The sequence below is a fragment of the Pseudomonas sp. G34 genome, assembly GCF_031119625.1.
GTDB lineage: Bacteria > Pseudomonadota > Gammaproteobacteria > Pseudomonadales > Pseudomonadaceae > Aquipseudomonas.
The window spans coordinates 188,313-213,918 of record NZ_JAVHZV010000023.1; the positions used below are offsets into that span (position 1 = coordinate 188,313).

Sequence of the window (25,606 nt, forward strand, 5' to 3'; positions counted from 1 at the left end):
CTCAGAAGCCGCTCGGTGCTTGTTTGTGCCAGTCGCTGACCTGTTGGTACTGGTGCGCGACGTTGAGCAGACGACCTTCCTGGAAGTAGTTGCCGAGCAACTGCACGCCCACCGGCAGGCCATCGACGAAGCCGGCTGGCATCGACAGGCCGGGAATGCCGGCCAGGTTGGCGGTGATGGTGTAGATGTCTTCCAGGTAGGCGGAAACCGGATCGGCGTTCTTCTCGCCGAGCTTCCAGGCCAGGTTCGGCGTGGTCGGGCCGAGGATCACGTCGACGTCCTTGAAGGCGGCGACGAAGTCGTTCTTGATCAGCCGGCGAATCTTCTGCGCCTTGAGGTAGTAGGCGTCGTAGTAACCGGCGGACAGCGCGTAGGTGCCGACCATGATGCGGCGCTTCACTTCGGCGCCGAAGCCTTCCTCACGGGAGCGCTTGTAGAGATCCTGCAGGTCCTTCGGGTTCTCGCAGCGATAGCCGAAACGCACGCCGTCGAAGCGCGACAGGTTGGAGCTGGCTTCCGCCGGGGCGATCACGTAGTAGGCCGGGATGGCGTGCTGCATGTTCGGCAGGCTGATGTCCTTGACCGTGGCACCGAGCTTTTTCAGCGCCTCGACCACGGCCATGACCTTCTCGCCGATGCGTGCATCGAGGCCGGCGCCGAAGTATTCCTGCGGCAGGCCGATGCGCAGGCCGGCCAGCGGTTGGGTGAGGGCAGCCAGGTAGTCATCCACCGGCTGATCGACACTGGTGCTGTCCTTGCTGTCGAAGCCGGCCATGGCTTGCAGCAGCAGCGCGCAGTCTTCGGCGGTACGGGCCAGCGGGCCACCCTGATCGAGGCTCGAGGCGTAGGCGATCATGCCCCAGCGCGACACGCGGCCATAGGTCGGCTTGATGCCGGTGAGGTTGGTCAGCGCCGCCGGCTGGCGGATCGAGCCGCCGGTGTCGGTGCCGGTAGCGGCCGGCAGCAGGCGCGCGGCCACGGCAGCAGCCGAACCGCCCGACGAGCCGCCAGGTACGCGGCTGGTGTCCCAGGGGTTCTTGACCGGACCGTAGTGGCTGGATTCGTTGGCCGAGCCCATGGCGAATTCGTCCATGTTCAGCTTGCCGAGGGTCACGGTGCCGGCGGCATTCAGTTTCTCGACCACGGTGGCGTCATAGGGCGCCTTGAAGCCGGTGAGGATCTTCGAGCCACAGCTGGTCAGCACGCCCTGGGTGCAGAACAGGTCCTTGTGGGCGATCGGTGCGCCGAGCAGCGCGCCGGTTTCGCCAGCGGCGCGGCGCGCGTCGGCGGCCTTGGCCTGCTCGAGGGCCTGCTCGGCGGTCACGGTGATGAAGCTGTTGAGCTGCGGATCGAGCTGCTCGATGCGGCTCAGCAGGCTCTGGGTCAGTTCGGCAGAGGAGAATTGCTTGTCGGCGAGGGCGCGGGCGATCTCGGCCAGAGTCAATTGATGCATGGCAGTGCGCTTTCCTTACTCGATGACTTTGGGAACCAGGTACAGGCCGCTTTCCACGGCCGGGGCGATGGCCTGATAGGCCTCGCGCTGGTTCGCTTCGGTAACGGCGTCGGCGCGCAGGCGCTGGGTGGTTTCCAGCGGATGTGCCAACGGCTCGATGCCATCGGTATCGACGGCTTGCATGCTGTCGATCAGGCCGAGGATGCTGTTCAGGGTAGCGGTGGTGTGTGGCAGTTCGCCCTCACTCAGGCCCAGTCGAGCCAGGTGTGCGATCTTTTCCACCTCGGTGCGTTCAAGCGCCATCGGGTTCTCCTATAAAGGCAGCCTTTTGGGCTGCCAGTGAAAATATGAGCAGGTGCCATGCACAGGGGGCAGGGAACGGATGCGTTTGCCCGGCGTCAAAGGCGGCGTTAAGCGGTTCAGGCACAGCTTGATCGTCGGTCGCCGGCTTTTGCCATGTCGGCAGCAACGGCGAAGATGCCTCAAATGCCGCGGAAAAACAGGCAATCTAACATATTGGTGCCTTGCTCAAAATCCCTGCCGTTGTTAGAGTTTGCCGCACTTTTTTACCTGCGTGTTTTCTTGCGCCGATCTTTACCACGCGTTGCCTAGGGTCCCTATCCCATGTTCAAAAAACTGCGTGGCATGTTTTCCAGCGATCTGTCGATTGACCTGGGCACTGCCAATACCCTTATTTATGTACGCGAGCGCGGCATCGTCCTGAACGAGCCGTCGGTCGTCGCCATCCGTACCCATGGCAATCAGAAGAGCGTCGTCGCCGTCGGCACCGACGCCAAGCGCATGCTCGGTCGTACCCCAGGCAACATCGCGGCCATTCGCCCGATGAAGGATGGCGTGATCGCCGACTTCAGCGTCTGCGAAAAGATGCTGCAATACTTCATCAACAAGGTTCACGAGAACAGCTTCCTGCAGCCGTCGCCGCGGGTACTGATCTGCGTGCCGTGCAAATCGACCCAGGTCGAGCGCCGCGCCATTCGTGAATCCGCCCTGGGCGCCGGTGCCCGCGAAGTGTTCCTGATCGAAGAACCGATGGCCGCGGCCATCGGTGCCGGCCTGCCGGTCGAAGAGGCCCGTGGCTCGATGGTCGTCGACATCGGTGGTGGTACCACCGAGATCGCGCTGATCTCCCTGAACGGCGTGGTCTACGCCGAATCCGTACGGGTTGGTGGCGACCGTTTCGACGAAGCGATCATCACCTACGTGCGCCGTAACTACGGTTCGCTGATCGGCGAGTCCACCGCCGAGCGCATCAAGCAGGAAATCGGTACTGCCTACCCAGGCGGCGAAATCCGTGAAGTCGACGTACGTGGCCGCAACCTGGCCGAAGGCGTTCCGCGCAGCTTCACCCTCAACTCCAACGAAGTGCTCGAAGCGCTGCAGGAGTCCCTGGCGACCATCGTCCAGGCGGTGAAGAGCGCCCTGGAGCAATCGCCGCCCGAGCTGGCCTCGGACATCGCCGAGCGCGGCCTGGTGCTGACCGGTGGCGGCGCACTGCTGCGTGACCTGGACAAGCTGCTGAGCCAGGAAACCGGCCTGCCGGTGATCGTCGCCGAAGACCCGCTGACCTGCGTGGCTCGCGGTGGCGGCAAGGCGCTGGAAATGATGGATCGCCACACCATGGATCTGCTGTCCACCGAATAAGCCGCACGCCTCACGCTGCAGCAGCTCGGAAGCTACCATCGCGCCGCATGCAGCTTCCGGGCTGGCTACGAGGTAATCGCCATAAAGCCGCTATTCGCCAAAGGTCCTTCGCTCGGTGTACGCCTGCTGGTGTTCGCCGTGCTGTCGGCTGCCCTGATGGTCGTCGACGCCCGCCTTACCGTCCTGCATTCGGTTCGTAGCCAGCTCGGCCTGATCGTCGAGCCCGTCTACTGGCTCGGCCGCCTGCCGGTCACCCTGTGGGAAAGCGCCACCCAGGAGCTCAGCTCGCGTAACGAGCTGACCGCCGAGAACGAGAAGCTCAAGGCCGAACAGCTGATGATGCAGCGCCGCCTGCAGAAGCTGGCCGCGCTGACCGAGCAGAACGTGCGCCTGCGCGAGCTGCTCAACTCCTCGGCTCTGGTCGACGACGAGGTATTGGCCACCGAGCTGATCGGCATCGACCCCAACCCCTTCACCCACCGCATTCTCATCGACAAGGGCGAGAAGGACGGCGTGGTGCTCGGCCAGCCGGTGCTCGATGCCCGCGGCCTGATGGGCCAGGTGGTCGAGGTGATGCCCTACACCTCGCGGGTGCTGTTGCTTACCGATACCACCCACAGCATTCCGGTGCAGGTCAATCGCAACGGCCTGCGCGCCATCGCCACCGGCACCGGCAACCCGGAGCGCCTCGAGCTGCGCCACGTGGCCGACACCGCCGATATCAAGGAAGGCGATCTGCTGGTCAGCTCCGGCCTTGGCCAGCGTTTCCCGGCCGGTTATCCGGTGGCCACGGTAACCGAGGTGGTGCACGACTCCGGCCAGCCGTTCGCCATCGTGCGCGCCGTGCCGACCGCCAATCTCAACCGTACCCGCTACATGCTGCTGGTGTTCACCGACCCGCGGACGCCGGAGCAGCGCGCCGCCGAGTCGGCCGAGGCCCAGGAGGAGGTCGACCGTCGCGCCCTCGAGCATCCCGATGCCGAGGCGCCGATCGAGGACGCGCCGCCGGGCGAGGCGCCGCAAGAAGTCCCGCCGGCAGCACCTGCCAGTGCCGAGGAGCCGCGCCAATGATCGCCACCCGTTCGAGCAATCTCTGGGTAATCTGGGCCAGCCTGGTGCTGGCGCTGCTGCTCAGTGTGTCCACGCTGCCGCGCTTCATGGAGATCGGCCGGCCATTGTGGCTGGCGCTGTTTCTCACCTACTGGGTGTTGGCCGTGCCGCACCGCATCGGCATGACCAGTGCCTTCTGCATCGGCCTGCTGGCCGACGTGCTCAACGGCACGCTGCTGGGGCAGAACGCGCTGATCCTCACCCTGATCACCTTTCTGGTGCTGAGCCTGCACCAGCGCCTGCGCATGTTTCCCATGTGGCAGCAGAGCATGGTGCTGCTGGTGGTATTCGGCGTCGCGCAGCTGGTGCAGTTGTGGCTCAACGCCCTGACCGGCAACCGCCCGCCGACCCTGACCTTCGTGCTGCCGGCACTGGTCAGTGCACTGCTCTGGCCCTGGGTGTGCACCCTGCTGCGCGCGGTGCACCGGCGCATGCGAGTCAACTGAACCGCGCTGCGGCGCCTGATTACGAGACCTGCGCATGACCACGCTGTACCTGGCCTCCGCCTCGCCGCGCCGGCGCGAACTGCTCACGCAAATCGGCGTTGCCTTCGTCACCCGCGTGCAGCCCATCGACGAAACTCCGCAGCCCGCCGAGGCGCCTGCCGCCTATGTCGAGCGCCTGGCGCTGGCCAAGGCACAGGCGGTGCTCGCCACGCTGGATGATCGCCACGCCGCCGTGGTGCTCGGCTCCGATACCGCCGTGGTGCTCGATGGGCGCATTCTTGGCAAACCCGTCGACCGTGAGGATGGCTTGGCCACCCTGGCCGCGCTGGCCGGCCGCGAGCACCAGGTGCTGACTGCCGTCGCGCTGGTCAGCGCTACCCGCGCCGAGGCGCGCGTGGTGAGCAGCACGGTGCGCTTCAAGCCACTGACCCAGGCCCAGCTCGAAGCGTACTGGGCCACGGGCGAGCCATGCGACAAGGCCGGCAGTTATGGTATTCAGGGCCTGGCTGCGGTATTCGTCAGCCAGATGCAGGGCAGTTATTCAGCGGTGGTCGGCCTGCCGTTGTGCGAGACTGCCGAACTGCTCGCGCAATTCGCGATTCCGTGCTGGCAAACGACCGCCAGCGCATAACCCAGAGGTTGCAGGCCGCGAAGACCCGAGCATGATGAGCCCGGCGCAGCTTTCAGCTTCATCTCAGCCAAGAGATGGGCGCATGAGTGAAGAGATTCTGATCAACATCACGCCGATGGAGTCGCGCGTGGCGGTGGTGGAAAACGGTGTCCTGCAGGAAGTGCACGTCGAGCGCACCCAGCGCCGCGGCATCGTCGGCAACATCTACAAGGGCAAGGTGGTGCGCGTGCTGCCTGGCATGCAGGCGGCGTTCGTCGATATCGGCCTGGAGCGTGCGGCGTTCATCCATGCCTCGGAAATCTCCAGCCGTGAAGGCAGTGCCGTGGAGAGCATCAGTGCCCTGGTGCACGAAGGCCAGAGCCTGACCGTGCAGGTCACCAAGGACCCCATCGGCAGCAAGGGCGCCCGGCTGACCACCCAGCTGTCGATCCCGTCGCGCTACCTGGTGTACATGCCGCGCGCCAGTCATGTCGGCATTTCCCTGAAGATCGAGGACGAAGCCGAGCGCGAGCGCCTCAAGCAGGTGGTCGCCGACTGCGTGGCCGCCGAGGGTATTGCCGAGGCCGGCGGTTTCATCCTGCGTACCGCCGCCGATGGCGCCCGGGCCGAGGAGATCCTCGTCGATATCCGCTACCTGCGCCGGTTGTGGACGCAGATCGCCGAACAGATGAAAAGCGCGCCGACGCCCTCGGTGATCTACGAAGATTTGAGCCTGGCCCTGCGCACCCTGCGCGACCTGGTCAGCCCACGTTCCGAGAAGATCCGCGTCGACTCGCGGGAGACCTTCGGCAAGATCACCAGCTTCGTCGCCGAACTGATGCCGGAAATTTCCGACCGCCTGGAGCACTACCCGGGCGAGCGGCCGATTTTCGACCTGCACGGCATCGAGGACGAGATCCAGAAGGCCCTGGAGCGCAAGGTGCCGCTGAAATCCGGCGGCTACCTGATCATCGATCCGGCCGAGGCGATGAGCACCATCGACGTCAATACCGGCGCCTTCGTCGGTCATCGCACGCTCGAGGAAACCATCTTCAAGACCAACCTCGAGGCGGCCACCGCGATTGCCCGGCAGCTGCGCCTGCGCAACCTGGGCGGCATCATCATCATCGATTTCATCGACATGGAAGACGAGGAGCACCAGCGCCAGGTGCTGCGCACCCTGGAAAAACAGCTGGAGCGCGACCACGCCAAGACCAACATCATCGGCATCACCGAGCTCGGCCTGGTGCAGATGACCCGCAAGCGCACCCGCGAAAGCCTCGAGCAGGTGCTGTGCGAGCCGTGCAGCCACTGCCAGGGCCGCGGCAAGTTGAAGACTGCGGAAACCACCTGTTACGAGATTTTCAGGGAGATTCTCCGCGAAGCGCGTGCCTATCAACCCGAGGGTTATCGCGTGCTGGCCAACCAGAAGGTGGTTGATCGCCTGCTCGACGAAGAGTCGGGCAACGTCGCCGACCTCGAGGCATTCATTGGCCGAACCATCAAGTTCCAGGTCGAAACCATGTACTCCCAGGAACAATACGATGTGGTGCTGCTTTGACGGAGCCCGGCCGGGCCGGGGCATGAACTGAATGGCGCGTTTGGGGCTGGCGTTCGCCACGCTGTTGCGCTGGAGCCTGGGGCTGTGCGCGCTGGGCCTGGTACTGGCCGCCTTCTACGTGAGCCTGGGCCGCCAGTTGGTGCCGCTGGTGGCCGAGTATCGCCAGGAAGCTGAAGCCCGCGCCAGCGAGGCCCTGGGCATGCCGGTCAGTATCGGCGCGTTGGAAGGCCACTGGAGCGGTTTCGCGCCGCTGCTCACGGTGCGTGATCTGCGCGTTGGCGACGGCGAGCAGGCGCTGGCCCTTGACCAGGTGAAGGTCGTCCCTGACCTGCTCGGCAGCCTGCTGGCCTGGCAGCCACGCCTCGCCGACCTGCAGCTCGACGGCCTGAGCCTGACCCTGCGCGAGGACGAGCAGGGCGCCTGGCACGTGGAGGGCTTGCCGCAGCGCGAGGACCAGCCGCCGCTGGATATCGCCAAGGCGCTGCGCCAGTCCCAGGTGCTCGGTCATCTTTCCTTGCTGGGCAGCCGAGTGAGCATCCAGCCCCACGAACAAAAGCCGCTGCAGCTCACCGATATCAATCTCAGCGTCGATAACGGCAGCAGCCGGCAGCGCCTGAATGCGCGCCTGCACCTGCCGGATGGCCAGCCCCTGGCCCTGCAGCTGCGCACGCGTATCCAGCCCGAGCACTGGCAGGACGCCCGCGCCGAGCTGTACCTCAGCGCGCCGCAGAGCGACTGGGCCGCCTGGTTGCCGGCCAAACTGACCCGCGACTGGCACCTGGAGCAGCTGCAACTGGGCGGTGAGCTGTGGGGCGTATGGGACAGGCGTCAGCTGCAGCGTGCGGTGACCCGCCTGCATGCCCCCGCCATGGAAGGCCAACTTGGCGAGCGCAAGGCCGTCGCGCTCAAGGACCTGACCCTGAATGCCTACTTCGAGCGCAAGGGCGATGATTTCGACCTGCTGCTCGACGATTTCGCCTTCAGCCGTGGCGACAACCGCTGGGGCGAGGCGCGCATCACCCTGGGCCACCAGGCGGCCGGTAATGACCAATCGCAGCGCTGGAAACTGAGCGCCGATCGCCTCGATGTCGGCCCCCTGGTGCCGCTGGTCGAAAGCCTGGCACCGCTGCCGGACACCGCCCTGGAGCTGCTGCAGACCCTCAAGCCCCATGGCGGCCTGCGCAACCTCAACGCCAGCTTCCAACCGGAGCTCGAAGGCCCCGAGCGGCTGCAGTTCTCGGCCAATCTGGAGCGTGTGGGCTTTTCCGCCTGGCACGCGTCGCCCGCCGTGGAAAATGGCAGCGGCAGCATCAGCGGCAATCTCGGCGAGGGTGAACTGAAGGTCGACAGCGAAGATTTCTCCCTGCACCTCACCACCCTGTTTCCCAAGGCCTGGGTCTATCAGCAGGCCAAGGGCCGCTTGACCTGGACCCTCGATGATGAAGGTTTCACCCTGCGCGCGCCCTACCTGCAGGTGGTGGGCGAGGAGGGCAAGGTGGCTGGCGATTTCCTGATCCGCATGCTCAAGGATCCCGAGCGCGAGGACTACATGGACCTGCGCGTCGGCATCCGCGATGGCGACGCGCGCTTCACCGAGAAATACCTGCCCAGCCGGGCACTCAGCCCGGCGCTGGATGAGTGGCTGAAAACCGCGATTCACGGCGGCAAGGTCAACGAGGGCTATTTCCAGTACCAGGGTTCGATCAATCGCAACCCCGATCCGGCGGTTCGCAGCATCAGCCTGTTCTTCGATGTACAGGATGCCGAGCTGGCCTTCCAGCCCGGCTGGCCTGTGCTGCGCGATGCCAGCGGGCAGGTGCTGATCGAAGACAGTGGCGTGCGTGTACGGGTGTCCGAAGGCCGCATTCTGGATAGTCGCGTGCGTGAGGTGTTCGCCGATATCCCCCATGTCGACCCAGGCCAGCCCCCGCACCTGAAACTCAAGGGCAAGCTGCACAGCAGCGTCGGCGATGGCTTGAAGATCCTCCAGGAAACCCCGCTGGGCGTCGCCGATACCTTCGCCGGCTGGAAGGGCGAGGGCGCCCTGGATGGCGCGCTGGATCTGGATATCCCGTTGCAAAAGGGCGAGCAGGCCAAGGTGATCGTCGACTTCAGCGCCGACAAGGCTGCGCTGACCATCAGCAAGCCCGAGCTGCAACTGACTGACGTGACCGGCGATTTCCGCTATGACACGGGTAAGGGCCTGAGCGCACCGTCGATCAGCGCGCGAGCGCTCGGCCACGCCATTCGCGGCAAGGCAGTGGCCGATGGCCGGCCCGGGCAGGCGCGTAGCCATATCGAAGCCAATGGCGTGGTGGCCCTGAACCAGCTGACGCAATGGCTGGGCGTCAAGCAGAAGCTGCCCGCCGAAGGCAGCCTGCCGTATCGCCTGCGTTTGAGCCTCGAAGGCACGCAAAGCCAGCTGCGCGTCGATTCCAACCTCAAGGGCCTGAGCATTGCCCTGCCGGCACCCTTCGGCAAGGCGGCCAACGAGGAGCGCTATGCCGACTGGCGGATGAATTTCGGCGGCGCCGAGCAGCGCTACTGGCTCGACTACGCGGACGTCGCCAGCTTCACCCTGGCCGCACCGCCTGGCCAGTTCGAGCAGAGCCGCGGCGAGCTGCGCCTCGGCGATGGCCCGGCGATTCTGCCGCCCAACCGCGGTGTGCGCGTACGCGGGCGTGTCGCCCGGGTCAACCTGGCCGAGTGGCAGAAGGCAATCGAGCCCTATCAGCAGTCGTCGCGTCAGGACGCCCAGCAGCTGTTCAGCGATGCCGAGCTGCGCATCGGGCGTTTCGAGGGGCTTGGCCAGCAGCTCGATGAGCTCGATGTCGGCCTGCGCCCACTCGAGGGCGGTTGGTCGTTGAATCTGGACAGCGCCCTGGCCAAGGGGCGTATCGATCTGTTCGAGGCAGCGGATCGGCCCATCGTCGCCGACATGGAATACGTGCGCCTGCCGGCCGCCAAGGCAAAGACCGAGGGCGCGCCGGAGCCGGAAGGCCCCGACCCGTTGGCCAACTTCGACCCGCGGCAGATTCCGGCGCTGAACCTGCGTATCGCCCACGTGTTCCAAGGCAATGACGACATGGGCACCTGGTCGCTCAAGGCGCGCCCGGATGGCCAGGGCGTGCAGTTCAGCGACCTGGATATCAACCTCAAGGGCCTGCATTTGGGCGGCGCGATTGGCTGGCAGGGCGTGCCGGGGCAGACGCGCAGCTGGTACAAGGGGCGTATGCAGGGTGAAAAACTCTCCGAAGTGCTCAAGGCCTGGGGCTACGCGCCGTCGGCGACCAGCGAGAGCTTCCGCCTGGATGCCGACGGGCATTGGCCGGGCTCACCTGCCTGGTTCAACCTCAAGCGCTATTCCGGCAGCCTCGATGCGGCGCTGCGCAAGGGCCAGTTCGTCGAGGTGCAGGGCTCGGCCTCGGCGCTGCGGGTATTCGGGCTGCTGAACTTCAATTCCATCGGCCGCCGCCTGCGCCTGGACTTCTCCGACCTGCTCGACAAGGGCCTGAGCTACGACCGGGTGAAGGGCAACATGCTGGCCACCGACGGCGTGTTCGTCACCCAGGGGCCGATCACCATGACCGGGCCGTCGAGTAACCTGGAGCTCGACGGCACCCTGAACATGGTCAACGAGGGCATCGATGCCAAGCTGCTGGTGACCCTGCCGGTCACCAACAACCTGCCGATCGCCGCCTTGATCGTCGGTGCGCCGGCCATCGGCGGTGCGCTGTTCATTGCCGACAAGCTGCTCGGCGACCGCGTGGCGCGCTTCGCCAGCGTGCAGTACGACGTCAAGGGTACCTTGCACGATCCGCAACTGACCTTCGACAAGCCGTTCGAGAAACCCAACTGAGCCTGGAGGCCTTGATGTCATTCGCCGTGATCCAGATGGCCAGCCAGGACGATATCGCCGCCAACCTGGTCCAGGCTCGGCGCCTGCTCGAGCAGGCCGCAGCGGGTGGCGCGCGGTTGGCGGTGTTGCCGGAGAATTTCTCGGCCCTAGGGCGCCGCGATGCCGCCGCGCTGGGGCATCTGGAGGCCAGTGGCCAGGGGCCGGTGTTGCCGTGGTTGCGGTGTACTGCCCGTGATCTCGGTTTGTGGATAGTGGCCGGAACCCTGCCGCTGCCGCCGCAAGGCCAGCCCGCTGGCAAGCCTCGGGCCTGTTCGCTGTTGGTCGACGCCCACGGCGAGTGCGTCGCCCGCTACGACAAGCTGCACCTGTTCGATGTGGATGTCAGCGACAGCCGTGGCCGTTATCGCGAGTCGGATGACTACGCTCATGGCGAGCAGGTGGTGGTGGCCGATACGCCAGTCGGGCGTCTGGGTTTGACCGTCTGCTACGACCTGCGCTTTCCTGAGTTGTATGGCGCCTTGCGGGAGGCAGGCGCCGAGCTGATCAGCGCGCCCTCGGCCTTTACCCGGGTTACCGGCGCGGCGCACTGGGAGGTGCTGATCCGTGCCCGTGCCATCGAGACCCAGTGCTATCTGCTGGCGGCCGCCCAGGGCGGCATTCACCCTGGCGGCCGGGAAACCTACGGCCACAGTCTGATCGTCGACCCCTGGGGGTGTAAGCTGGCCGAACAGCCCGAGGGCGAGGCGGCTTTGCTGGCCGCTCGCGATGCCGGCGCACAGGCCGCGATCCGCGAGCGTATGCCGGTGCTGCGGCACAAACGATTTTTCGCTGCGGCCGAACCGCGGCAGCCTGATGTGGAGACCTTATGAGCGACCTGTTATCGACCGTCAGCGAGCAACTGCTGAGCCCCGGCGGCCTGACCCTGGAGCACCTGCCGGGCGTGCTCGGCGAGCTGGCCGGCCCGGGAATCGATGCCGCCGACCTGTACTTCCAGACCCAGGTCTCGGAGACCTGGGTGCTCGAGGACGGCATCGTCAAGGAAGGCAGCTTCAACCTCGATCAGGGCGTGGGCGTGCGCGCCCAGTCCGGTGAGAAAACCGGCTTCGCCTACAGCAATGCGATCACCGCCGAGGCGCTGAGCCAGGCGGCTCGCGCCGCGCGTTCGATTGCCCGCGCCGGCCAGCAGGGCCGTGTGCAGGCCTTCAAGGCCACCCAGGTGATGCCGCTGTACGCCGCCGACAACCCGCTGGACGTGATCGACCGCGCCCAGAAGGTCGAGCTGCTCAAGCGTATCGATGTCGCGACCCGCGGCCTGGACCCACGCATCAAACAGGTGACGGTGAGCCTGGCCGGGGTCTGGGATCGCGTGCTGGTCGCCGCCACCGACGGCAGCCTGGGCGCCGATATCCGCCCCCTGGTGCGCTTCAACGTCAGCGTGATCGTCGAGCAGAACGGGCGCCGCGAGCGTGGCGGCCACGGCGGCGGCGGGCGTACCGACTACCGCTACTTCCTCAACGAGGATCGCGCCATGGGCTACGCCCGCGAGGCGCTGCGCCAGGCGCTGGTCAACCTCGAAGCGATCGCTGCGCCGGCCGGCACCCTGCCGGTGGTGATGGGCGCCGGTTGGTCCGGTGTGCTGCTGCACGAGGCGGTCGGCCATGGCCTGGAAGGCGACTTCAACCGCAAGGGCAGCTCCAACTACAGCGGCAAGATCGGCCAGCAGGTAGCGTCCAAGCTGTGCACCATCGTCGACGACGGCACCCTGGCCGAGCGCCGCGGCTCGCTGAGCATGGACGACGAGGGTACGCCTACCCAGTGCACCACGCTGATCGAGAACGGCGTGCTCAAGGGCTACATGCAGGACAAGCTCAATGCCCGCCTGATGGGCGTGGCACGCACCGGCAACGGCCGCCGCGAGTCCTACTCGCACCTGCCCATGCCGCGCATGACCAACACCTACATGCTGGCCGGTGAAAGCGACCCCGAGGAAATCATCCGTTCGGTGAAGAAGGGCATCTACTGCGCCAACCTCGGCGGTGGCCAGGTCGACATCACCAGCGGCAAGTTCGTGTTCTCCACCAGCGAGGCCTACCTGATCGAAGACGGCAGGATCACCGCGCCGGTCAAGGGCGCGACCCTGATCGGCAACGGGCCGGAGGCGATGAGCAAGGTCTCGATGGTTGGCAACGACCTGGCGCTGGATAGCGGTGTCGGCACCTGTGGCAAGGACGGCCAGTCGGTGCCGGTCGGCGTTGGCCAGCCGACCCTGAAGATCGATGCGATCACGGTCGGCGGTACCGGCGCTTGAGCCGCGCCGCTGCCAGCCACGCGGCCCGGCGAAACCTAGCGCAGGCCGCGCTGGGCTTCGTCGAGCTCGCGGATGTACTTGAAGATCTTGCGTGACGACGCCGGTGCCTTGTTCTGCGCGGCTTCGTGCTGGGCGTGGCGAATCAGCCCACGCAGGTGCTGGCGGTCGGCAGCGGGGTAGTCGGTGAGGAATTTTTCCAGCACTTCGTCGTTGCCCTCGATCAGCCGGTCGCGCCAGCGTTCGAGATTGTGGAAGCGTTCGTTGTACTGGCGCGTGGAGGCGTCGACCTGGTCGAGCAGGGTGAGAATGGCCTCGATGTCCTGTTCGCGCATCAGCTTGCCGATGAACTGGACATGGCGTTTCTTGGCCGAATTGGCGGTGTGCTTCGGTGCCTCTTCCAGTGCCCGGCGCAGGGCGTCGGTCAGCGGTAGCTTGCGCTGCAGGTCGGGCTTGAGGCCGACCAGGCGCTGGCCAAGGTCCTGCAGGGCATGCAGCTCGCGCTTGACCTGGGTTTTGCTCTTCTCGCCGGAGAAGTCATCGGAGTAATCAGACATTGTGCGGTGATCCAATGGGAAACGCCGCCATGATAGCAGCAAGTTTCTTGCCGCATGCGCGACCCGCGTCGTTGCCGCTGTGGCCCCCGTTCAGGAGTCGTTATGAGTGAAGTGGAAGTAGTCGGACCCGCCGCGTTGCCAGGTTTGCAGGCGCAGGTCGAGCAGATTCTCGCCGAGGCCAGCAAGCAGGGGGCCACGGCCTGCGAGGTCGCCGTGTCGGTGGAGCAGGGGTTGTCCACCACGGTGCGTCAGCGCGAGGTGGAAACCGTCGAATTCAATCGCGATCAGGGCTTTGGCATCACCCTCTACGTCGGCCAGCGCAAGGGCTCGGCCAGCACCTCGGCCACCGGCGAGGCGGCCATTCGCGAAACCGTGGCCGCTGCCCTGGCCATTGCCAAGCACGCCTCGGAGGATGAGAGCGCCGGCCTGGCCGATGCCGCGTTGATGGCGCGCGAGCTGCCGGAGCTGGACCTCTACCACGCCTGGGACATCACCCCGGAGCAGGCGATCGAGCGTGCGCTGCTCTGCGAGGCGGCGGCCTTCGATGCCGACCCGCGCATCCGCAATGCCGATGGCACCAGCCTGGGTAGCCATCAGAGCTGTCGCGTGTATGGCAACAGCCACGGCTTCGTCGGGGGGTATGCCAGCACCCGCCACAGCCTCAGCTGCGTGATGATCGCCGAGAGCGAAGGGCAGATGCAGCGCGATTACTGGTACGACGTGAACCGCCAGGGCCATCTGCTCGCCGACGCTGCCAGCATCGGCCGGCGCGCCGCGCAGCGGGCGGTCAGCCGCCTGGGCGCTCGCCCGGTGCCGACCTGCGAGGTACCCGTGCTGTTTTCCGCCGAGTTGGCCACCGGCCTGTTCGGCAGCTTTCTCGGGGCGATTTCCGGCGGTGCGCTGTACCGCAAGTCGTCGTTCCTCGAAGGTACCCTGGGCGAGCAGTTGTTCCCGTCCTGGCTGAACCTCGACGAGCGCCCGCACATTCCGCGCGCCATGGGCAGCGCCGCGTTCGACGGCGACGGCCTGGCCACCTATGCCAAGCCGTTCGTCGAAGGTGGTCGGCTGGTCTCCTACATCCTGAGCACCTATTCCGGCCGCAAGCTGGGCATGCCCAGTACCGCCAACGCCGGGGGCGTGCACAACCTGTTCGTCAGTCATGGCGAGGAGGATCAGCAGGCGCTGATCAAGCGCATGGGCCGTGGCCTGCTGGTCACCGAGCTGATGGGCCACGGCCTGAACATGGTGACCGGTGATTATTCCCGCGGTGCCGGTGGCTACTGGGTGGAGAATGGCGAGATCAAGTTCGCCGTGCAGGAAGTGACCATTGCCGGCAACATGCGCGACATGTTCCGGCAGATCGTTGCCGTGGGCAGCGATCTGGAGCTGCGCAGCAATATCCGCACGGGCTCGGTGCTGATCGAGAAGATGACCGTCGCCGGTAGCTGAATCCCCAGGGGCGCCTTTGGCGCCCGCTGTCTCGCAAGCCGTCGCGCAAGGCGACGGTTTCGCTCATCCACCTGCTTTTTCCAAACGGCCCGCGGGGCCTGTCTGAGCGTAAATCGGCCATCACCCTGAATCGCCACCTGCGGTTGCATTCGCCGCAAGGGATTGATTATTTTTCCTATTTAGGAATTAATATCATTATCTTTTGAGGGATTGCCATGAGATTTCGCACCCGCACCACACCTTGCCTGGACTGCTGGCACTGGCTGGGATTGAGGATCCGCTGCGCGCTGCTGCCGGACGAGCCGCGGCTGCTGGAGCTGCACTGGGCCCAGGGGCGGCAGTTGGTCGAACACGGGCGCCTGTGCCCCTGGCGGATGTCGCTGACCACCCTGACCCTGCTCATGGACACCGCCTGCGACACGGCACTGCCCTGGCACTGGCGCAGTGTCTGCCTGGATCATGCCTATCGCTCGCTCTATGCCCTGCAGCACCTGGCGGTCGACCGCGAGCAGCAGTGCAGCCTGATCCGCGTGCGCAATCGCCTGGCGACGTTGCGCATGCAGCCCTCGCTTTCGATCTCCGAACTGGCAGAAGGAAACCCCTATGAGTAACCACCACGGCGACACCCGTATCGAACGCGACAGCATGGGTGAGCTGGCTGTGCCCGCCGAGGCGCTGTATGGCGCCCAGACCCAGCGTGCGGTAGACAACTTCCCGGTGTCCGGGCTGGCCATGCCCGAGGCGTTCATTCGCGCCCTGGTGCTGGCCAAGGCAGCCGCCGCTCGCGCCAACGTCGATCTGGAGCAGATTCTGCCCGCCCAGGGCGATGCCATCGTTGCGGCGTGCCAGCAATTGCTGGCCGAGGACTTCATGCAACATTTCCCGGTGGACGTTTTCCAGACCGGCTCCGGCACCAGCTCAAACATGAACGCCAACGAGGTGATCGCCACCCTGGCCACACGCATCCTGGGCGAGCCGATCAACCCCAACGATCACGTCAACTGCGGGCAGAGCAGCAACGACATCATTCCCACCACCATTCATGTCAGCGCCGCCATCGAGGTCAGCGAAAGGCTGCTGCCGGCGCTGGGGCATCTGCTCGAAGTGCTGTGCAACAAGTCCCTGGAGGTGCAGCCCTACGTGAAAACCGGTCGCACCCACCTGATGGATGCCATGCCGGTGCGCATGAGCCAGGTGCTGGATGGCTGGGCCCATCAGATACAGGCCAACATCCAGTTGCTCACCGGGCTACTGCCGGCGCTGCAGGCCCTGGCCCAGGGCGGCACGGCGGTCGGTACCGGCATCAACGCCCATCCACGCTTTGCCGAACTGTTCTGCCAGGAGCTCAACGCCTTGACCGCTCGGCAGTTCACCCCGGGCAGCAACTTCTTCGCCTTGATCGGCTCCCAGGACACCGCAGTCGCACTGTCCGGGCAGCTGAAGACGACCGCCGTCTCGCTGATGAAGATCGCCAACGATCTGCGCTGGATGAACTCCGGGCCCCTGGCCGGGTTGAGCGAGATCGAACTCGAGGCCCTGCAGCCCGGCTCCTCGATCATGCCCGGCAAGGTCAATCCGGTGATCCCGGAGGCCACCGCCATGGTCGCCGCGCAGGTGATCGGCAATGACGCCGCCATCGCCATTGCCGGGCAGTCCGGCAACTTCGAGCTGAACGTGATGCTGCCGGTGATCGCCCACAACCTGCTCGGCAGCATCGAGCTGCTGAGCAACGCCAGCCGTCTGCTGGCCGACCGCGCCATCGCCAGCTTCAAGGTCAACGAGCCCAAGCTCAAGGAAGCGCTGGGGCGCAACCCGATCCTGGTTACCGCGCTCAATCCCCTGATCGGTTACCAGAAGGCTGCGGAAATCGCCAAGCAGGCCTACCGCGAAGGCCGGCCGATCATCGACGTGGCCGAGGAAATGACCGAGCTGGGGCGTGCCGAACTGGAGCAATTGCTCAACCCCGAGCGCCTTACCAAGGGCGGTCTCTAAGCGCTGCAGCGTTCGCGCAGCGGTGTGCCGAGCCCAGGCGAGGAGGCCGATCATGGAACAGTGGCAACGACTCATCGCCGCCGCTAATCGCTACTTCGCCGCAGGCCGCTGGGTCGAGGCACGCGAACAGTATCTGCAGGCACTTGCCCTGGCGCAGGTGCTGTTCGAGCGCTGGCGCGATGCCGATGCAGCCGTGGCGGCGCTGGTTGTTTCGCAGCACAACCTGGCCGATCTGCAGTTGGCGATCGGTCACCCCGAGGGCGCTGCCGAGCACCTGTGTGCCTGTCACGAGCACCTGTTGCGCTGCATGGCGGCCGAGCATCTGGCCCCCGCATTGCGCCAGGCCGCCATGAACCACAGCCGGCGCACCTATGCCAGTGTATTGAACTTTGTCGCCGAGCACGTGGCCTACCCCCGTACAGATCGATTGCTGGATGCCCAGGCGTCCGGCGATGCATCAACGGCAGCACGCCTTGTGCCTGCCCCCCGTCAGTACCATTAGAGGAGTGAAACCATGCCGTATAGCCTGCCTGCTCTGCCTTATGCCTACGATGCCCTGGAACCGCACATCGATGCGCAGACCATGGAGATCCACCACAGCAAGCACCACCAGACCTATGTCAACAACCTCAATGCCGCCCTGGAAGGCAACCCGCTGGGCGAGCTGCCGGTCGAGGAGCTGCTGACCCGCCTCAAGGAGGTGCCGGAAGACAAGCGCGGCGCCGTGATCAATAACGGTGGCGGCCACGCCAACCACTCGCTGTTCTGGACGGTGATGAGCACCAATGGCGGTGGCGAGCCCCAGGGCGACTTGAAAGCCGCTATCGACAGCCAGTTGGGTGGCTTCGAAGCCTTCAAGGAAGCCTTCACCAAGGCGGCGCTGACCCGTTTCGGCAGCGGCTGGGCGTGGCTCAGCGTGACGCCGGAGAAGAAATTGGTGGTCGAGAGCACCGGTAACCAGGACAGCCCGTTGATGAATGGCAACACGCCGATCCTCGGTCTGGACGTCTGGGAACATGCCTACTACCTGCGTTACCAGAACCGTCGTCCGGAATACATCGGCGCGTTCTACAACGTCGTGGACTGGGCGGAGGTTGCCCGTCGCTACCAAGCCGCGATGGCGTGATCGACGGTTTCAGGAGCCGCCATGAACCCACTGCATGAGCTGATCGTGGCCAACCGCCGCTCACTGCGTCATGCACTGGGTTTCATGGTGGTTTTTGCCGGCGGGTTGATTCTCGTCGGCAAGCTCCTGAATGGCGCCCCGGGCTGGTTTTGAGCAACCCGGTTGGGCGGCGCGTCCTGCGCGCCGCTGCCCTAGCCGAACGGGCTACTCGCCTTCGTCGAAGTAGTCGTTGATCAGATCGACCAGGGCCTGCAGCGCCTCGTCCTCGCGCTCACCCTCGGTCAGCAGGTGGACGTTGGTGCCTTTGCCGGCTGCCAGCATCATCACCGCCATGATGCTCTTGCCATCGACCAGTGCTTCGGCGCTCCGACCAATCCTCACCTGACACGGAAAGCGCCCCGCGACGCCAACGAACTTGGCAGCCGCCCGGGCATGCAGGCCGAGCTTGTTGATGATGGTGATTTCACGGGCGGGCATCGCGGCAATTCCTTAACTGAGGTCGCGGTGGCGAATCTGGACGTTCTTCAGCAGTGGCTTGAGCGCCTGGCCCAGGCGATTGGCCAGGTAGACGGAGCGGTGGTGACCGCCTGTGCAGCCGATGGCCACGGTCACGTAGGAGCGGTTGCTGGCCGCGAAGCGCGGCAGCCATTTGTGCAGGTAGGTATGGATGTCCTGATACATCTCCTCGACATCCGCCTGCGCCGCCAGGTACTCCTCCACCGGTTGTTCGAGGCCGGTGAAATCACGCAGCTCGGGTTTCCAGTAGGGGTTGGGCAGGCAGCGCACGTCGAATACCAGGTCGGCATCCACCGGCATGCCGCGCTTGAAACCGAATGACTCGATCAGGTACGCGGTACCCGGCTCCGACTGGTTGAGCAGGCGCAACTTGAGGGTGTCGCGCAGCTGGTAGAGATTGAGGTGGGTGGTGTCGATCTTCAGGTCGGCGCGATCGATGATCGGGCTCAGCAGCTTGACCTCGGCGACCATGGCCTCGGCCAGGGAGCGCTGGTCATTGGTCAGCGGGTGACGCCGGCGGGTCTCCGAAAAGCGTTTGAGCAGGGTTTCTTCACTGGCATCCAGGTACAGCACGTCGCAACGAATGTTGCGCGAGCGTACTTCGTCGAGCAGTTCGGAGAAGCGCTTGAGCTGGCTGGGCAGGTTGCGCGCATCGATGGATACCGCCACCTGCGGATGCAGCAGTTCGGTATTGGGCAGTGCGCGCTCCGCCAGCTCGGGCAGCAGCCCCGCCGGCAGGTTGTCGATGCAATAGAACCCGTTATCTTCGAGCACGTCGAGCGCCGTGCTCTTGCCCGAACCAGAACGACCGCTGACGATGATCAGGCGCATGGGTCAACCCCGTAGGCTATTGGCCGTTCTGGACGTTCACGACGGTCTGATACAGGGCATCACTGTCCTGGGCCTGGCGAAGCCGTTCGCGGACTTCCTCACGGTCGAACATGCTGGCGATCTGGCGCAGTAGCTCGAGGTGCTCGTCGGTCGCCGCTTCGGGCACCAGCAGCACGAAGAGCAGGTCGACCGGGGCACCGTCGATGGCGTCGAAGTCGACGGCATTGCTCAGCTTGAGCAGGGCGCTGATCGGCGTGCTGCAGCCGGGCAGCCGACAATGGGGAATGGCGATGCCGTTGCCGAAGCCGGTCGAGCCGAGCTTCTCGCGGGCGATCAGGCTTTCATAGATGGTCTGGCCATCGAGATCGGGCAGGTCACGCGCGATCACGCTGGCTATCTGTTCGAGGACACGCTTCTTGCTGCCGCCCGGCACGTTCACCAGGGAACGGCCGGGGGTCAGGATGGTTTCAAGTCGGATCATAGGAGAAGGACGAACTCAGCGGGCCATTGCGCCCTGCTGGCGATCGAGCTGTTTTTCCTTGTGCTTGATAAGTTGGCGATCGAGTTTGTCGGTGAGTAGATCGATGGCTGCGTACATGTCGTCGTGTTCGGCATTGGCCACCACTTCGCCTCCGGCGATGTGCAGGGTGGCTTCGACTTTCTGCTTGAGCTTCTCGACCTCCAGGATAACCTGCACATTGGTGATCTTGTCGAAGTGCCGCTCGAGGCGCTCGAGCTTCTCTTCGATGTAGCTGCGTAGTGCGTCTGTCACATCCAGCTGGTGCCCACTGATGTTGACTTGCATACCGCTTCTCCTTGTTGCCGTGTGTGAGTGGCAGGTTTTCACACCTACCGCAGGAACACTGAGGCTTTACTACAAGGGCTCCCTTACATCAGTCGCTTGCGTTCGCTCGAAGGCGCTATACCGAGCGATTCACGGTACTTGGCGACTGTGCGGCGCGCCACTTGAATGCCCTGTGCTTCCAGTAAACCAGCGATCTTGCTGTCGCTCAATGGCTTTTTTGCATTTTCCGCCGCGACCAGTTTCTTGATGATCGCGCGGATCGCGGTCGACGAACATTCGCCGCCTTCGGAGGTGCTGACGTGGCTGGAGAAGAAGTATTTCAGCTCGTAAATACCCCGTGGGGTATGCATGTATTTCTGGGTGGTAACCCGGGAAATGGTCGACTCGTGCATGCCCACCGCCTCGGCGATGTCGTGCAATACCAGCGGTTTCATCGCTTCGTCGCCGTAGTCGAGGAAGCCGCGCTGGTGTTCGACGATCTGGGTGGCGACCTTCATCAGGGTTTCGTTACGGCTCTGCAGGCTCTTGATGAACCAGCGCGCTTCCTGCAGCTGATTGCGCATGAAGGTATTGTCGGCACTGGAGTCGGCGCGCTTCACGAAGCCGGCATATTGCGCGTTGACGCGCAGGCGCGGCATGGCTTCCTGGTTGAGCTCGACCAGCCAGCGCTCATTGTGCTTGCGCACGATCACGTCCGGCACCACGTATTCCGGCTCGCTGGATTCGATCTGCGAGCCAGGGCGCGGGTTGAGGCTCTGGATCAGCTCGATGATCGGGCGCAGCTCGTCTTCCTTGAGCTTCATGCGGCGCATCAGCTGGCTGTAGTCACGGTTGCCGAGCAGGTCCAGATAGTCGCCCGTCAGGCGCTGGGCTTCCTTGAGCCACGGCGTGGAGGCGGGCAGCTGGCGCAGTTGCAGGAGCAGGCACTCACGCAGGTCACGCGCGCCAATGCCGGATGGCTCGAACTGCTGGATACGGTGCAGAACCGCTTCGACTTCATCGAGTTCGACGTCCAGTTCGGGGTCGAAGGAGGCGACGATTTCATCGAGGGTCTCTTCCAGGTAACCCTGGTCGTTGATGCAGTCGATCAGCGTGACCGCGATCAGCCGGTCCTTGTCGGACATAGGCGCCAGGTTGAGTTGCCAGAGCATGTGGCTCTGCAGGCTTTCGCCCGAGGAGGTGCGGGTGGTGAAATCCCACTCGTCATCGTCGTTGCTGGGCAGGCTGCTGGCGCTGGTCTGGTAGATGTCTTCCCAGGCGGTATCGACCGGCAACTCGTTGGGAATACGCTCGCCCCATTCGCCTTCTTCCAGGTTGTCGACGGTCTGGGTATTTTCCTGGAAGCTCGATTCCTGAAAGGTTTCTTCCTGCGCCACGGTCGCGGTCGCGCTTTCCGCGCCATCGGCCATCGGGTCGGAATTGTCGAAGTCTTCGCCTTCTTCCTGGCGCTCCAGCATCGGGTTGGATTCCAATGCCTCCTGGATTTCCTGTTGCAGGTCCAGGGTCGACAGTTGGAGCAGGCGAATGGCTTGTTGCAGCTGCGGTGTCATCGTCAGCTGCTGGCCCATTTTCAGGACTAGCGATGGTTTCATTGCAGACCTTATCCGGCGTCTGTGCGTAATCCACGACAGGGCGACGAAGCGCCACTAGGAAGCAAATTATATGCCTGAATTCGAGCCCTTTGCCTAGGGCCTGTTACCATTTCGTTGCGATAGGGCTGGAACGGTAACAGGCGCTTGCAAAGATTCATGGGGAGAGGAATCCGCTACAGGCGGAATTCGTGGCCCAGATAGACTTCCTTGACCATCTGGTTGGCCAGGATCGCCGCCGAATCACCTTCGGCAATCAGCTGGCCATCGCTGACGATGTAGGCGGTTTCGCAGATGTCCAGGGTTTCACGGACGTTGTGATCGGTGATCAGCACGCCAATGCCCTTGGCCTTGAGGTGATGAATGATCTGCTTGATGTCGCCCACCGAGATGGGGTCGACGCCGGCGAAGGGTTCATCGAGCAGGATGAATTTCGGCGAGGTGGCCAGGGCGCGAGCGATTTCCACACGACGACGTTCGCCGCCGGACAGGCTCATGCCCAGGTTGTCGCGGATGTGGGTGATGTGGAATTCCTGCAGCAGGCTCTCGAGCTCCTGCAGTCGCTGTTCGCGGCTGAGATCCTTGCGGGTTTCCAGGATCGCCATGATGTTGTCGGCGACACTGAGCTTGCGAAAGATCGAGGCTTCCTGGGGCAGGTAGCCAATCCCGGCACGGGCACGGCCGTGCATCGGCTGGTGGCTGACGTCCAGGTCATCGATCAGCACGCGGCCCTGGTCGGCCTGCACCAGGCCGACGATCATGTAGAAGCAGGTGGTCTTGCCGGCGCCGTTGGGGCCGAGCAGGCCGACGATCTGCCCGCTCTCGATGCTCAGGCTGACGTCGCGCACGACCTGGCGTCCCTTGTAGCTCTTGGCCAGGTGCTGGGCTTTCAAAGTCGCCATGGTTATTGGCCCTGCTCGGCAGCCGGGGCTGCCTTCTTCTGCGGCTGGATCACCATGTCGATCCGCGGGCGCGGGGTCGACACGTTGGTGCCAGTGGCGCGGCCGGCGTTGACGATCTGGCGGCGCGTGTCGTAGACGATCTTCTCGCCTTCGAAGGTGTTGCCTTCCTGCACGACCTTGGCCTGGTCGATCAGCACGATGCGCTCGTTGGCGGCAAAGTACTGGATGGTCAGGCCGTACGCCTTGACGATCTGCTTGTCGGCTGCCGGCTTCTGCTCGTAGTAGGCCGGCTTGCCCACCGAGGTGAACACGTCGACTTCGCCCTGGGCGTTCTGGGTGATGGTGACGGTGTCGCCGGTGATCTTCATGGTGCCCTGGGTGATGACGACGTCGCCGCGGTACACGGCTACGCCTTGCTTGTCGTCCAGTTCAGCACTGTCGGCCTGCACGCGGATCGGTTGATCGCGGTCACTCGGCAGAGCCCAGGCGCTTACGCTTCCGAGCGTGGCGCCGAGGCTGAGAAGTAGGGGGAGGGTTTTAACGAACCTCATGCTGGCCTCTTACATTGGACTGCAGGATCATCCTGCCGTCATTCAAGTACGCTTTCATTCCTTGTGCCGTGGTCACCCCATTGGCCGCGTCGATTCTAACGGCTTGCTGGGTCTGCGCATAATCCTTCTGCGGGAATACGGTCAGACGGCTGGTGGTGAGTATAGTGGGGCGGCCCTTTTCGTCGGTGCGCTCGACGCGCACTTGGTCGATCAGTTCGACCTCGTTGCCGTCGGGGCCGACTTCGCCACGGGCGCTGCGGACCTTCCAGGGCAGCTCGGTGCCGCGGAACAGGTTCATGCGTGGTTCGGTCAAAAGCGTGGTGTCGGTGCTCTGCACATGCTCGAGTCGTTCGCTGGTCATGTCGTTCTGCACCCTGCCGTCAGGCAGGTACTGAACGCTGCGCGCATTGATCGCGTAGAAGTCGATCGGGTTTTCCGGCCCGCTGTGTTGCGGCGTGCTGGAGAAGCTGTCCGGATTGATGTTCCAGTAGCCGGCCGCCACTATCAGCAGTGCGCCGAAGGTCAGCAGGGCGGGAGTGAGGTATTTGCGCAGCATCGGCAGGCCCTAGAGGTAGGCGGATTGGGCGGCATCGAGCGTGCCCTGTCCGCGCATGATCAGTTCACAGAATTCACGGGCGGCGCCTTCGCCGCCGCGCGCCTGGGTCACGCCATGGGCATGCTCGCGGACGAACTGGTTGGCGCTGGCCACCGCCATGCCCAGGCCGACCCGGCGGATTACCGGCAGATCCGGCAGGTCATCACCCAGGTAGGCGACCTGTTCGTAGCTCAGGCCCAGTTCGGCGAGCAGCTCGTCGAGCACGTCGAGTTTGTCTTCGCGGCCCTGGTACAGGTGCTGGATGCCGAGGTTCTGCGCACGGCGCTCGACCACCGGAGTCTTGCGCCCGCTGATGATCGCGGTGCGCACGCCTGAATTGATCAGCATCTTGATGCCCTGGCCGTCGAGCGTGTTGAAGGTCTTGAATTCGCTGCCGTCGACCAGAAAGTAAAGCTTGCCGTCGGTGAGCACGCCATCGACATCGAAGATCGCCAGTTTGATCGCCTGGGTACGCTGCAGCAGGTCGTCCATCACATGACCCCCGCGCGCAGCAGGTCGCCAAGGTTGAAGGCGCCCACCGGAAAGCCATTCGCGTCGACCACTACCAGGGCGCTGATCTTGTTGTCTTCCATGATCTTCAGGGCCTCGGCGGCAAGCATGTCGGCCCGGGCGGTCTTGCCGCGCGGGGTCATGACCTCGTCGATGCGCGCGTCCCGCACGTCGATGCCCTTGTCCAGGGCGCGGCGCAGGTCGCCATCGGTGAATACCCCGGCGAGGCGGCCGTCGTCTTCGAGCACGGCGGTCATGCCCAGGCCTTTCTGGGTCATTTCCAGCAGCGCATCGCGCAGCCCGGTGCCGCGCTTGACCTGGGGCAGGCTGTCACCGGCGTGCATGACGTTCTCGACCTTGAGCAGCAAGCGGCGACCCAGGGCGCCGCCGGGGTGCGAGAAGGCAAAATCTTCGGCGGTGAAGCCGCGGGCTTCGAGCAGGGCGATGGCCAGCGCATCACCCAGCACCAGCGAGGCGGTGGTCGAGGAGGTGGGGGCCAGGTTCAGCGGGCAGGCTTCCTTGGCCACGCGGGTGTCGAGGTTGACTTCGGCGGCCTTGGACAGCGGCGACTCGGGGTTGCCGGTCATGCTGATCAGGGTAATGCCGAGGCGCTTGATCAGCGGCAGCAGGGTGACGATTTCCGCGGTGGAGCCCGAGTTGGACAGCGCCAGTACCACGTCATCGCGGGTGATCATGCCCATGTCGCCGTGGCTGGCCTCGGCCGGATGCACGAAAAAAGCGGTGGTGCCGGTGCTGGCCAGGGTCGCGGCGATCTTGTTGCCGATATGCCCGGACTTGCCCATGCCCACCACCACCACGCGGCCCTTGCTGGCCAGAATCAGCTCGCAGGCCTTGACGAAATTGGCGTCGATACGAGGCAGCAGCTCCTGCACCGCCTCGATCTCGAGGCGAATGGTGCGCTGTGCGGAATCAATCAGGTCACGGGTCTGGTTCATGCTCGGCTTGGACTGCTCGACGAAAAAGACGGGATTATAGCGGGAAAGCCCTCTGGACTCATCATCCATGCGGTACTCCATAAATGGCAAAGCTGTCACAACCCTGAACACCGGTGCTGCCGGGTTTTGGCGAGCAAATGGGCAAATGCTATAGTCCGCAGCCTTTTCGAGGGGCAAACGGAGTGCCCTTGTCCCGATCCCGGGCGTCTGATTAGGAAGGC

The 25,606-nt window shown here is 64.6% G+C and carries 27 protein-coding genes; 14 read left to right on the top strand and 13 right to left on the bottom strand.

Features of this window, described 5'->3' with window-relative positions; translation table 11 throughout:
- Position 1: 1 nt before the first annotated feature.
- Together gatA and gatC are read right to left on the bottom strand one after the other, a co-directional pair.
- Positions 2-1,453 (bottom strand): Asp-tRNA(Asn)/Glu-tRNA(Gln) amidotransferase subunit GatA, encoded by a 1,452-nt coding sequence (gene gatA / locus QYS36_RS15320; RefSeq protein ID WP_308840298.1) that lies wholly within the window; start codon positions 1,451-1,453, stop codon positions 2-4.
- A 15-nt stretch (positions 1,454-1,468) separates the two neighbouring features.
- Positions 1,469-1,756, bottom strand: a complete 288-nt coding sequence (gene gatC / locus QYS36_RS15325; RefSeq protein WP_073262177.1) for an Asp-tRNA(Asn)/Glu-tRNA(Gln) amidotransferase subunit GatC — start codon at positions 1,754-1,756, stop codon at positions 1,469-1,471.
- A 321-nt stretch (positions 1,757-2,077) separates the two neighbouring features.
- On the opposite strand from gatC, the gene mreB reads away from it, so the two are divergent.
- The 8 genes from mreB (at position 2,078) to tldD (ending at position 13,009) form a co-directional block, all read left to right on the top strand.
- Entirely contained in the window at positions 2,078-3,115 is a 1,038-nt protein-coding gene (gene mreB, locus QYS36_RS15330; RefSeq protein WP_070884352.1) for a rod shape-determining protein MreB, read from the top strand.
- A 126-nt stretch (positions 3,116-3,241) separates the two neighbouring features.
- Positions 3,242-4,186, top strand: a complete 945-nt coding sequence (gene mreC, locus QYS36_RS15335; RefSeq protein WP_374990465.1) for a rod shape-determining protein MreC — start codon at positions 3,242-3,244, stop codon at positions 4,184-4,186.
- Positions 4,183-4,671 carry a rod shape-determining protein MreD gene (gene mreD, locus QYS36_RS15340; protein ID WP_308840299.1) on the top strand — a complete coding sequence of 163 codons (489 nt, stop codon included), beginning with the start codon at positions 4,183-4,185 and terminating at the stop codon, positions 4,669-4,671. The genes mreC and mreD overlap by 4 nt, the downstream gene beginning before the upstream one ends.
- A gap of 34 nt (positions 4,672-4,705) precedes the next feature.
- On the top strand, positions 4,706-5,302 hold the full coding sequence (locus QYS36_RS15345) for a Maf family protein (RefSeq protein ID WP_308840300.1): 597 nt from the start codon (positions 4,706-4,708) through the stop codon (positions 5,300-5,302).
- An 82-nt stretch (positions 5,303-5,384) separates the two neighbouring features.
- Positions 5,385-6,842, top strand: coding sequence for a ribonuclease G (rng, locus tag QYS36_RS15350; RefSeq protein ID WP_308840301.1), 1,458 nt, complete (start codon positions 5,385-5,387; stop codon positions 6,840-6,842).
- 31 nt (positions 6,843-6,873) lie between these two features.
- On the top strand, positions 6,874-10,701 hold the full coding sequence (locus QYS36_RS15355) for a YhdP family protein (protein WP_308840302.1): 3,828 nt from the start codon (positions 6,874-6,876) through the stop codon (positions 10,699-10,701).
- 14 nt (positions 10,702-10,715) lie between these two features.
- Positions 10,716-11,570: a carbon-nitrogen hydrolase family protein gene (locus QYS36_RS15360; protein ID WP_308840303.1), complete on the top strand. Its 855-nt coding sequence runs from the start codon at positions 10,716-10,718 to the stop codon at positions 11,568-11,570.
- Positions 11,567-13,009 carry a metalloprotease TldD gene (gene tldD / locus QYS36_RS15365; RefSeq protein ID WP_308840304.1) on the top strand — a complete coding sequence of 481 codons (1,443 nt, stop codon included), beginning with the start codon at positions 11,567-11,569 and terminating at the stop codon, positions 13,007-13,009. The genes QYS36_RS15360 and tldD overlap by 4 nt, the downstream gene beginning before the upstream one ends.
- Positions 13,010-13,044: 35 nt before the next feature.
- On the opposite strand, the gene yjgA is transcribed toward tldD, so the two are convergent.
- Positions 13,045-13,563, bottom strand: a complete 519-nt coding sequence (yjgA, locus tag QYS36_RS15370; RefSeq protein ID WP_308840305.1) for a ribosome biogenesis factor YjgA — start codon at positions 13,561-13,563, stop codon at positions 13,045-13,047.
- Positions 13,564-13,665: 102 nt separating this feature from the next.
- Here yjgA and pmbA point away from each other — a divergent pair, with 102 nt between their 5' ends.
- From pmbA to QYS36_RS15400, 6 genes are all read left to right on the top strand, one after another.
- Entirely contained in the window at positions 13,666-15,012 is a 1,347-nt protein-coding gene (gene pmbA / locus QYS36_RS15375) for a metalloprotease PmbA (protein WP_308840306.1), read from the top strand.
- A 215-nt stretch (positions 15,013-15,227) separates the two neighbouring features.
- Positions 15,228-15,623 carry a FagA protein gene (locus QYS36_RS15380; RefSeq protein WP_308840307.1) on the top strand — a complete coding sequence of 132 codons (396 nt, stop codon included), beginning with the start codon at positions 15,228-15,230 and terminating at the stop codon, positions 15,621-15,623.
- Entirely contained in the window at positions 15,616-17,004 is a 1,389-nt protein-coding gene (locus QYS36_RS15385) for a class II fumarate hydratase (RefSeq protein ID WP_308840308.1), read from the top strand. The genes QYS36_RS15380 and QYS36_RS15385 overlap by 8 nt, the downstream gene beginning before the upstream one ends.
- A gap of 52 nt (positions 17,005-17,056) precedes the next feature.
- Positions 17,057-17,506: a hypothetical protein gene (locus QYS36_RS15390; RefSeq protein WP_308840309.1), complete on the top strand. Its 450-nt coding sequence runs from the start codon at positions 17,057-17,059 to the stop codon at positions 17,504-17,506.
- Between the two features lie 12 nt (positions 17,507-17,518).
- Complete coding sequence (locus tag QYS36_RS15395) at positions 17,519-18,130, top strand: superoxide dismutase (protein WP_308840310.1); 612 nt, start codon at positions 17,519-17,521, stop codon at positions 18,128-18,130.
- Between the two features lie 21 nt (positions 18,131-18,151).
- Positions 18,152-18,283 (top strand): hypothetical protein, encoded by a 132-nt coding sequence (locus QYS36_RS15400; protein ID WP_308840311.1) that lies wholly within the window; start codon positions 18,152-18,154, stop codon positions 18,281-18,283.
- Between the two features lie 51 nt (positions 18,284-18,334).
- Here the strand turns inward: QYS36_RS15400 and QYS36_RS15405 are convergent, their stop codons facing one another.
- The 10 genes from QYS36_RS15405 to QYS36_RS15450 all read right to left on the bottom strand — a co-directional run bounded on the left by QYS36_RS15405 (position 18,335) and on the right by QYS36_RS15450 (position 25,385).
- On the bottom strand, positions 18,335-18,607 hold the full coding sequence (locus QYS36_RS15405; RefSeq protein ID WP_308840312.1) for an HPr family phosphocarrier protein: 273 nt from the start codon (positions 18,605-18,607) through the stop codon (positions 18,335-18,337).
- Between the two features lie 12 nt (positions 18,608-18,619).
- Positions 18,620-19,477 (bottom strand): RNase adapter RapZ, encoded by an 858-nt coding sequence (gene rapZ, locus QYS36_RS15410; protein WP_308840313.1) that lies wholly within the window; start codon positions 19,475-19,477, stop codon positions 18,620-18,622.
- 16 nt (positions 19,478-19,493) lie between these two features.
- The gene (ptsN, locus tag QYS36_RS15415; protein ID WP_308840314.1) at positions 19,494-19,958 is read right to left on the bottom strand and encodes a PTS IIA-like nitrogen regulatory protein PtsN; all 465 of its coding nucleotides are present in this window, start codon (positions 19,956-19,958) and stop codon (positions 19,494-19,496) included.
- Positions 19,959-19,973: 15 nt separating this feature from the next.
- On the bottom strand, positions 19,974-20,282 hold the full coding sequence (gene hpf / locus QYS36_RS15420) for a ribosome hibernation-promoting factor, HPF/YfiA family (protein ID WP_013792760.1): 309 nt from the start codon (positions 20,280-20,282) through the stop codon (positions 19,974-19,976).
- Between the two features lie 83 nt (positions 20,283-20,365).
- Positions 20,366-21,874 (bottom strand): RNA polymerase factor sigma-54, encoded by a 1,509-nt coding sequence (locus QYS36_RS15425; protein WP_308840315.1) that lies wholly within the window; start codon positions 21,872-21,874, stop codon positions 20,366-20,368.
- Between the two features lie 173 nt (positions 21,875-22,047).
- Positions 22,048-22,773, bottom strand: a complete 726-nt coding sequence (lptB, locus tag QYS36_RS15430) for an LPS export ABC transporter ATP-binding protein (RefSeq protein ID WP_308840316.1) — start codon at positions 22,771-22,773, stop codon at positions 22,048-22,050.
- 2 nt (positions 22,774-22,775) lie between these two features.
- Positions 22,776-23,324: a lipopolysaccharide transport periplasmic protein LptA gene (gene lptA, locus QYS36_RS15435; RefSeq protein WP_308840317.1), complete on the bottom strand. Its 549-nt coding sequence runs from the start codon at positions 23,322-23,324 to the stop codon at positions 22,776-22,778.
- Entirely contained in the window at positions 23,311-23,880 is a 570-nt protein-coding gene (lptC, locus tag QYS36_RS15440) for an LPS export ABC transporter periplasmic protein LptC (RefSeq protein ID WP_308840318.1), read from the bottom strand. Before lptC ends, lptA begins: the two co-directional genes overlap by 14 nt.
- 9 nt (positions 23,881-23,889) lie before the next feature.
- Complete coding sequence (locus QYS36_RS15445) at positions 23,890-24,411, bottom strand: HAD family hydrolase (protein WP_308840319.1); 522 nt, start codon at positions 24,409-24,411, stop codon at positions 23,890-23,892.
- Positions 24,411-25,385, bottom strand: coding sequence for a KpsF/GutQ family sugar-phosphate isomerase (locus QYS36_RS15450; RefSeq protein ID WP_308840432.1), 975 nt, complete (start codon positions 25,383-25,385; stop codon positions 24,411-24,413). The genes QYS36_RS15445 and QYS36_RS15450 overlap by 1 nt, the downstream gene beginning before the upstream one ends.
- Positions 25,386-25,606: the final 221 nt, after the last annotated feature.

Excerpts from the sequence above, each read along its gene's own strand:
- gatA (WP_308840298.1), bottom strand. The coding sequence starts at position 1,453 with ATGCATCAATTGACTCTGGCCGAGATCGCCCGCGCCCTCGCCGACAAG.
- gatC (WP_073262177.1), bottom strand. The coding sequence starts at position 1,756 with ATGGCGCTTGAACGCACCGAGGTGGAAAAGATCGCACACCTGGCTCGA.
- mreB (WP_070884352.1), top strand. The coding sequence starts at position 2,078 with ATGTTCAAAAAACTGCGTGGCATGTTTTCCAGCGATCTGTCGATTGAC.
- mreD (WP_308840299.1), top strand. The coding sequence starts at position 4,183 with ATGATCGCCACCCGTTCGAGCAATCTCTGGGTAATCTGGGCCAGCCTG.
- QYS36_RS15345 (WP_308840300.1), top strand. The coding sequence starts at position 4,706 with ATGACCACGCTGTACCTGGCCTCCGCCTCGCCGCGCCGGCGCGAACTG.
- rng (WP_308840301.1), top strand. The coding sequence starts at position 5,385 with ATGAGTGAAGAGATTCTGATCAACATCACGCCGATGGAGTCGCGCGTG.
- QYS36_RS15355 (WP_308840302.1), top strand. The coding sequence starts at position 6,874 with ATGGCGCGTTTGGGGCTGGCGTTCGCCACGCTGTTGCGCTGGAGCCTG.
- QYS36_RS15360 (WP_308840303.1), top strand. The coding sequence starts at position 10,716 with ATGTCATTCGCCGTGATCCAGATGGCCAGCCAGGACGATATCGCCGCC.
- tldD (WP_308840304.1), top strand. The coding sequence starts at position 11,567 with ATGAGCGACCTGTTATCGACCGTCAGCGAGCAACTGCTGAGCCCCGGC.
- yjgA (WP_308840305.1), bottom strand. The coding sequence starts at position 13,563 with ATGTCTGATTACTCCGATGACTTCTCCGGCGAGAAGAGCAAAACCCAG.
- pmbA (WP_308840306.1), top strand. The coding sequence starts at position 13,666 with ATGAGTGAAGTGGAAGTAGTCGGACCCGCCGCGTTGCCAGGTTTGCAG.
- QYS36_RS15380 (WP_308840307.1), top strand. The coding sequence starts at position 15,228 with ATGAGATTTCGCACCCGCACCACACCTTGCCTGGACTGCTGGCACTGG.
- QYS36_RS15385 (WP_308840308.1), top strand. The coding sequence starts at position 15,616 with ATGAGTAACCACCACGGCGACACCCGTATCGAACGCGACAGCATGGGT.
- QYS36_RS15390 (WP_308840309.1), top strand. The coding sequence starts at position 17,057 with ATGGAACAGTGGCAACGACTCATCGCCGCCGCTAATCGCTACTTCGCC.
- QYS36_RS15395 (WP_308840310.1), top strand. The coding sequence starts at position 17,519 with ATGCCGTATAGCCTGCCTGCTCTGCCTTATGCCTACGATGCCCTGGAA.
- QYS36_RS15400 (WP_308840311.1), top strand. The coding sequence starts at position 18,152 with ATGAACCCACTGCATGAGCTGATCGTGGCCAACCGCCGCTCACTGCGT.
- QYS36_RS15405 (WP_308840312.1), bottom strand. The coding sequence starts at position 18,607 with ATGCCCGCCCGTGAAATCACCATCATCAACAAGCTCGGCCTGCATGCC.
- rapZ (WP_308840313.1), bottom strand. The coding sequence starts at position 19,477 with ATGCGCCTGATCATCGTCAGCGGTCGTTCTGGTTCGGGCAAGAGCACG.
- ptsN (WP_308840314.1), bottom strand. The coding sequence starts at position 19,958 with ATGATCCGACTTGAAACCATCCTGACCCCCGGCCGTTCCCTGGTGAAC.
- hpf (WP_013792760.1), bottom strand. The coding sequence starts at position 20,282 with ATGCAAGTCAACATCAGTGGGCACCAGCTGGATGTGACAGACGCACTA.
- QYS36_RS15425 (WP_308840315.1), bottom strand. The coding sequence starts at position 21,874 with ATGAAACCATCGCTAGTCCTGAAAATGGGCCAGCAGCTGACGATGACA.
- lptB (WP_308840316.1), bottom strand. The coding sequence starts at position 22,773 with ATGGCGACTTTGAAAGCCCAGCACCTGGCCAAGAGCTACAAGGGACGC.
- lptA (WP_308840317.1), bottom strand. The coding sequence starts at position 23,324 with ATGAGGTTCGTTAAAACCCTCCCCCTACTTCTCAGCCTCGGCGCCACG.
- lptC (WP_308840318.1), bottom strand. The coding sequence starts at position 23,880 with ATGCTGCGCAAATACCTCACTCCCGCCCTGCTGACCTTCGGCGCACTG.
- QYS36_RS15445 (WP_308840319.1), bottom strand. The coding sequence starts at position 24,411 with ATGGACGACCTGCTGCAGCGTACCCAGGCGATCAAACTGGCGATCTTC.
- QYS36_RS15450 (WP_308840432.1), bottom strand. The coding sequence starts at position 25,385 with ATGAACCAGACCCGTGACCTGATTGATTCCGCACAGCGCACCATTCGC.